This window comes from Bartonella rattaustraliani AUST/NH4 (assembly GCF_000312565.1).
Lineage (GTDB): Bacteria > Pseudomonadota > Alphaproteobacteria > Rhizobiales > Rhizobiaceae > Bartonella > Bartonella rattaustraliani.
On record NZ_CALW02000032.1, the window covers coordinates 1 to 6,272 of the forward strand.

General features: G+C 35.5%; 4 protein-coding genes. 1 reads left to right on the forward strand and 3 read right to left on the reverse strand.

Translation table 11 applies throughout. From position 1 onward, the window contains the following. Positions 1 to 38: 38 nt before the first annotated feature. From BN67_RS05805 to BN67_RS05815, 3 genes are all read right to left on the reverse strand, one after another. Positions 39 to 599 carry an SH3 domain-containing protein gene (locus BN67_RS05805; RefSeq protein ID WP_019223203.1) on the reverse strand — a complete coding sequence of 187 codons (561 nt, stop codon included), beginning with the start codon at positions 597 to 599 and terminating at the stop codon, positions 39 to 41. A gap of 1,481 nt (positions 600 to 2,080) precedes the next feature. Continuing rightward, positions 2,081 to 2,308 (reverse strand): 30S ribosomal protein S21, encoded by a 228-nt coding sequence (gene rpsU, locus BN67_RS05810; RefSeq protein ID WP_019223204.1) that lies wholly within the window; start codon positions 2,306 to 2,308, stop codon positions 2,081 to 2,083. A gap of 193 nt (positions 2,309 to 2,501) precedes the next feature. Continuing rightward, positions 2,502 to 4,175 (reverse strand): formate--tetrahydrofolate ligase, encoded by a 1,674-nt coding sequence (locus tag BN67_RS05815; RefSeq protein ID WP_019223205.1) that lies wholly within the window; start codon positions 4,173 to 4,175, stop codon positions 2,502 to 2,504. Positions 4,176 to 5,405: 1,230 nt separating this feature from the next. Here BN67_RS05815 and BN67_RS05825 point away from each other — a divergent pair. Then, the gene (locus tag BN67_RS05825) at positions 5,406 to 5,675 is read left to right on the forward strand and encodes a hypothetical protein (protein WP_019223208.1); all 270 of its coding nucleotides are present in this window, start codon (positions 5,406 to 5,408) and stop codon (positions 5,673 to 5,675) included. Positions 5,676 to 6,272 lie beyond the last annotated feature (597 nt).

Sequence of the window (6,272 nt, forward strand, 5' to 3'; positions counted from 1 at the left end):
AAAAAATTGGCGTAATCAAAGAAACTGGATTTAAAGATTCACCAACCTTTAATTTTTTCATTAGGGTAAATCCCCCATAGCTGGGGTTGGTGAAGCCATCCTCGAATGCCATTAATGCTTAATTCACACCAGTTTCCATCGCATTGATGAATGTTACCAATAACATGAGGTTCTACTTCTGCTGCGAGTCTTGCGTTGTCTGAAGGATTTTTGCGCAGCATCAATCTCTTTGTTTTATCTTTTTGCCATGGAATTGTGATAGCGGTTCGCTTGCCTGATAAAAGCGATTGATAAACCCACCCTTCATCACCCTCTGCATCACGAATTTTGCGCCATTGATCATATTCTTGGATGATTTCGATAGGCAAGCCCTGCTTTTTATAGGTAAAGAGGATAGAATAATTGCTTCCTGGTCCGACGCGTACATGAACACGGGTCGGTTTAATAGAAGCAAATCGTGGAAGCGGTAAACCACTTGGCCCTAAGTTTTGATGAGGTATTTGTGCATATAAAAAATGAGATGAATGAAATACAAAAATTCCTACGATGAGAATGTATATTGCGAGTTTTGAAAATCTAAACCAACTAGAAGACTGCACGTTTAAACCTTTATCTCGTCATTGTTGTATATCGATAATTTCAGACTTTGAAGATAGGATTGAGAACAAAACTATAGCATACTGCTAGTTAAAGAGATCTAAACAACAAAAAAATTATTACAAGAATTCGGAATAAATGTAACAAAGTCTCGCGTTTTTTAATGCTTATGAAAGTGTAGTGTTAAAGCAACCTCCAATTCTCATACAGTTTTAACTATTTGAACAATATATTGATTCATAATAATTATTTGTCGTTGTCTAGCTTGAATTATACCCCGAATATTGTAAGCTGCTCTCATTTCAAACCTACTTATCTTGAATCAATTTTGTTTACTTGTTTATACACTATCAGTGGGGTTGCCGTGTGGATAAAAATTATAGAGAAAGGAGGAAAAATGCCTTTCATAAACTGCTTTCATGCAAGGGTTATTGCAACATCCAGAGTTGGTAAATAGAGTGATGGTGCCGACTTGTGAAACAAATATTGAAATGGTTGAATATTTTACGCCTTGGGTTCGCTTTTACAGGTGAAGATGACATGTGATATCCATCTGTCTCTTTTTAAAAAAGATAGCACTGTTCATAATTGTGAACCAAAATCTGTTCAGTCACATGGCAGCGATGAAATTAACATACAATTTAAAAGCAGCTTTAGTGCGAATACAACTGCGATGAATAAACCATTTAATGTAGGAACATAGCCAACATTGAGGGAAATAAGATAGGACGGACTTGGCTTATGGCTTCATCAATATAAAAATAGAGAGTGTTTCTTAGTATCAATGTTTTTTACAAACTGTGTGGTATTATTGTCGGATCATCTCGTTTATTATTCTATGATACATATAACAGACAATTTGGGCTATAGGATCATCTATAAATTCTGGATCATTATGCAGTAACTCAGTATTATAGAACTTCTTAATAAATGAGAGAAAAGAGAGTGCTCTTATCTTATATCCTTTATGCGTATGATAACATCTTATCGACTCAATTGTATATTGTTGAAATGAATTCCATTTCGCAATTTGTACTGATTGATGGGATAGAGATGCTGCATGCTTAATATCAGACAAGTAAAACCATTGCAGGGTTTGTGGGTGATTAAGAAAATATTAAGAAATATTTATACGCATTCCACATAGCAATAAACGCACTTTGAAGAACATTAAAGGGCGCTTCGCTGATTTCTTGATATGATATAACGAAAAATCCAGAAGAGCTCACTCACTTACGAAAGACAAAAACAGAGCTGTGTTTTAATAAGACAGCTAATAAATCATATCAGAAAAATAAAACGAATAAAACATAAACAATAAGAAATAATCCTATGTAGAGTATCATAGAGTTTCTAAAACATGACCCTACACTACCACTAATATAATCTACAAGAATCAAAATATCAGAGACACACACCACTCTTACACAAGAGTCCACTCTCGTTAGTGGGCAGTTTGTTCTTGATGTGCGAGCTTTCTATCTCAGTGAGAAGCCCGACCGTTGCCAATAAGACCTTCTCTTTGTGCACGCTTGCGTGCAAGCTTTCGGGTCCGACGAATAGCTTCAGCTTTCTCACGAGCACGCTTTTCCGATGGTTTCTCATAATATCCGCGCATCTTCATTTCACGGAAAATGCCTTCACGCTGCATTTTTTTCTTCAGCGCACGCAGCGCTTGATCAACATTATTATCACGAACGAGTACTTGCACGGTCCATCCTGCTTTGTTTTAGTGTCACAAATAATAGGTAAAAACCTATTCCTTTTAAAATATACTTAAAAGGATATACGTTGCGGAGTATATATCACACATATAAGGCGTTTGTCTATATTGCTTTTAAGATTCTATTCTTTTTGCTATAAGAGACCTTTCATGATGAATAATTAAATTTACGAGTACATGTTTATGAAAGTCCTTGAATTTCATCATTTTCATCGAGTTGAATTTTTTCCGCGGCAGGATGATGTGGTAAGCCAGGCATGGTCATAACATCTCCACAAATGACAACAATGAAACCCGCACCTGCTGAGAGACGAACTTCTCGTACAGGAACTTCAAAATCAGTAGGGGCACCATATTGTGTGGGATCAGAAGAAAAAGAATAAGGTGTTTTTGCCATACAAACAGGATATGTGCCAAAGCCTTCTTTTTCCCAAGATTCAAGTTGTTTGAGAATAGGGGTGGGGATAATGGCGCTGCGTCCACCATAGAGTTTTTGTATAATGCAGTTAATTTTCTGAACAAGTGGAAGATTATCCTGATAAAGAACTTTAAAATGGGAATCTTTTTCTTCAATCAAGGTAATGAGTTCTTGTGCAAGTTCTATAGCGCCTTTTCCACCTTGTTTCCAATGGGTGCAGAGAATGGCTTTGCACCCGGTTGTGGCGACTATTTTTTGTAATGTACTTATTTCGGTATTGCTATCGGAATCAAAATGATTGATAGCAACAACACAAGGGATACCGTAGTATTCCATATTTCTTATGTGTCTTAAAAGGTTGGCAGTGCCTTTTTCTAAAGCAGTGATATTCTCTTCTGTCAGATTATGTTTGTCGACACCACCATTCATTTTTAATGCGCGAATTGTTGCGACAATCACTGTAGCGTTTGGTATAATCCCTGTTTGTCGACATTTAATGTTAAAGAATTTTTCCGCACCAAGATCGGCTCCAAATCCTGCTTCTGTGACGACATAATCGGCAAGTTTTAAAGCGGTTTTTGTTGCTATAACGGAATTACAGCCATGAGCAATATTAGCAAAAGGCCCTCCGTGAACGAGGACAGGGTTATTTTCAATTGTTTGTACGAGATTGGGTTGTATGGCATCTTTAAGCAGAACTGTCATGGCACCTTCTGCATTGAGATCAGCAACAGTTACGGGCGTTTTATCATAACGATAGGCAACAACAATTTTTTTGAGTCTTTGTGTAAGATTTTCCAGATTTTCAGCGAGACAAAAAATAGCCATAATTTCTGAGGCAACAGTAATATCAAAACCCGTTTGACGTGGAAAACCATTGGTAACGCCACCTAATGAAATAACGATATTACGCAAGGCACGGTCATTCATATCAAGGACTCGTTTCCAAACAATACGGCGTGGATCAATGTTCAGGGTGTTTCCCCAATAGATGTGGTTATCAATCATCGCTGCAAGAAGGTTATGGGCAGCAGTAATCGCATGAAAATCACCAGTAAAATGCAGGTTAAGCTCATCCATTGGTACAACTTGCGCATAACCACCTCCAGCAGCACCGCCTTTTATTCCAAAGCAAGGACCCAGAGATGGTTCTCTTAAGGCTGCTATGGTTTTTTTGCCAATGAGATTGAGTGCATCATTAAGTCCAACGGTTGTTGTTGTTTTTCCTTCTCCGGCAGGTGTTGGGTTTATTGCTGTGACAAGGATAAGTTTGCCATCAGAATTTTTGTGCAGTGATTTTATGTATGCAGAAGAAATTTTCGCTTTATCATGTCCATAAGGGATTAGGTTTTCATGTGCTATACCAATTTTTTGCGCAATTTCAGTGATAGGTTGTTTTTGAGCAGTGCGAGCAATTTCAATATCTGTTTTAGGCATGGAAAACTCTTTAAATTTATTTTTGTTGGCATTAAGGAGGTGCATTATAATCTGATGAGAGACTTATAGCACAGAGAGATAAGAAAAAACTATTTAAAGGATTTATGATATATTGTGCAAGTGGGAGTGTTAAACCAGAACAAGAAAAAATTTAATCGTTTTTGAGCAAAAAGAAGTGCCACGATTTTAGTTTTAATAAGCTTTAGAATGCATGTGATGTTTGCTTAAAATGATTTTATATTAAGACATTAAATTTTTCATGAAATATTTTGTGGGACATTTCATTCTACGAACAATTTATTTGTTTATGTTTTTTGTGCTTGTTCAAAGAAAGGTTATGATAGCTCTGAGAATTTTGTAGAAGATGATTTTATGAAAATGGTGAAAATTTTTAGGCAGGAAAAGAATATTTTTGTTTTGCATTTTAAGATAAGGTTGGTGTAGAAAGACAGTGGTTTGAGATAAGAATTTAAAATTCTCCTTCTAAACTTCTTAATGCAAAATTGTTATGCGCCACTTTTGTCGGTTTGCTTGTTAAGCAGATCTTCGCCAACTGCCACTCTAAAAGCTGCAACTATATCTTCAAAGGAGAAGAATAGCCCCAATACGATCTCTCTTGCCTATTTTATATTACGCGGGAGCGCTGCTTTAAAATTTTGTTGCAAGGCTGTGCGTATTAAAAACATTTTCCATAGTTTTTAAGGGTATCAGATTTATCAATGTCTAAAATTCAATACAAAAGAGGCAATACCATTGATATTCTGCAAAAAGTGAGATCATTATCTCTCGTTCAAAGTCTGAACATCTCCAAACCATGCTTACTTATGATTGATATCTATGGTATTGGTTTGGCTTTGGTAAGCAATAATGCGACTTTATGGTATTTTGTTCATCATCATCATAATAATTCATCTTATATGAAAATTACATATTTCCAGTATAATCTGTTTTCCCAATTCTTTTCAAAAAATTTTGTAAAAGCCGTTTGGCAATACATCTTAAATGCGGTAAACTCTGTAGCGGAAATGTTCCCGCACATATTTATAATAAAAAAACTGAAGATAATGGAGCAATAAATTTTTTGACAGAAGTTGGTTTAAAAGTTGGTGCTTTGCAGCAAATTGACAAAGCCATGATGTTGCTGTAAATGGCGATTCTTGGTGTGAGCAGTGCAATGATGCTTAAATACATCAAAGTTACAGGGAAAAACCGCGACGTGGAGGAGTGAGTATGACCTCTTTATGCGATAAAGAATTATCCGATACACTTGTTGGTCTTTATGACGATTATCAACGCGGTTTTGATATTGGGGAAGAGCTTAAATTGTGCGTGGATTTGGCTTTATCTCTTGAATTAGAACTTAGCATTCATCGCTTAAGTGAAGCAGATACAGTTTTAAGAAAGGAAATTGTGCAAACTTTGCATCGTCGTAGAAACTCTCATTCTAATGAAGACGAGATTGGCACAGTGATTCATATGGATTCTGAAAAGCATAGTTAATAAAATATAATACATACATGATGAGAAACTTCCTGATTTCTTTGCGTGCAAATGAAATAAAGAATTTTTAAGAGTTTCAAAGAAGTATGTTATGAAATCACTTACGATAGCGAGATTTCTCAAAAAACACGTTATAATTCATTAAAAATGATATTCATTCTATAATACGGATACAGTTTATGCTTTACGTATAAAAATGCGAACTTTGATATTTGCACCTATGTCCTGTGTGATCTTACGCACAAACTCAATCTCACATATTAATTTATAAAAATAACGCATTGTGATTTGCATAGAGAGTATGAGGCTCGACTATCGTAAGGGTTCTTACTTGGAAATGCTATTTATGTAAAAATACAATAAAGTCAATAGTTTGTGTGCAATTATTTTATATGAATCCACTTAAGAATCCACACTTTTATATGTGATTCAATTGACCCTTTTTTATCAACAATTGCCATGTATGAACAAAGCATGAAAAGCAAATCATGACACAAATCTTATAACGCATGTGAGCATTCAAAAGCAGTAATCATTCATAACAATTCAATAATACGTTTTGATCATGAAATCGATAGTTATAACGTTAAAATCGTT

Excerpts from the sequence above, each read along its gene's own strand:
- BN67_RS05815 (WP_019223205.1), bottom strand. The coding sequence starts at position 4,175 with ATGCCTAAAACAGATATTGAAATTGCTCGCACTGCTCAAAAACAACCT.
- BN67_RS05825 (WP_019223208.1), top strand. The coding sequence starts at position 5,406 with ATGACCTCTTTATGCGATAAAGAATTATCCGATACACTTGTTGGTCTT.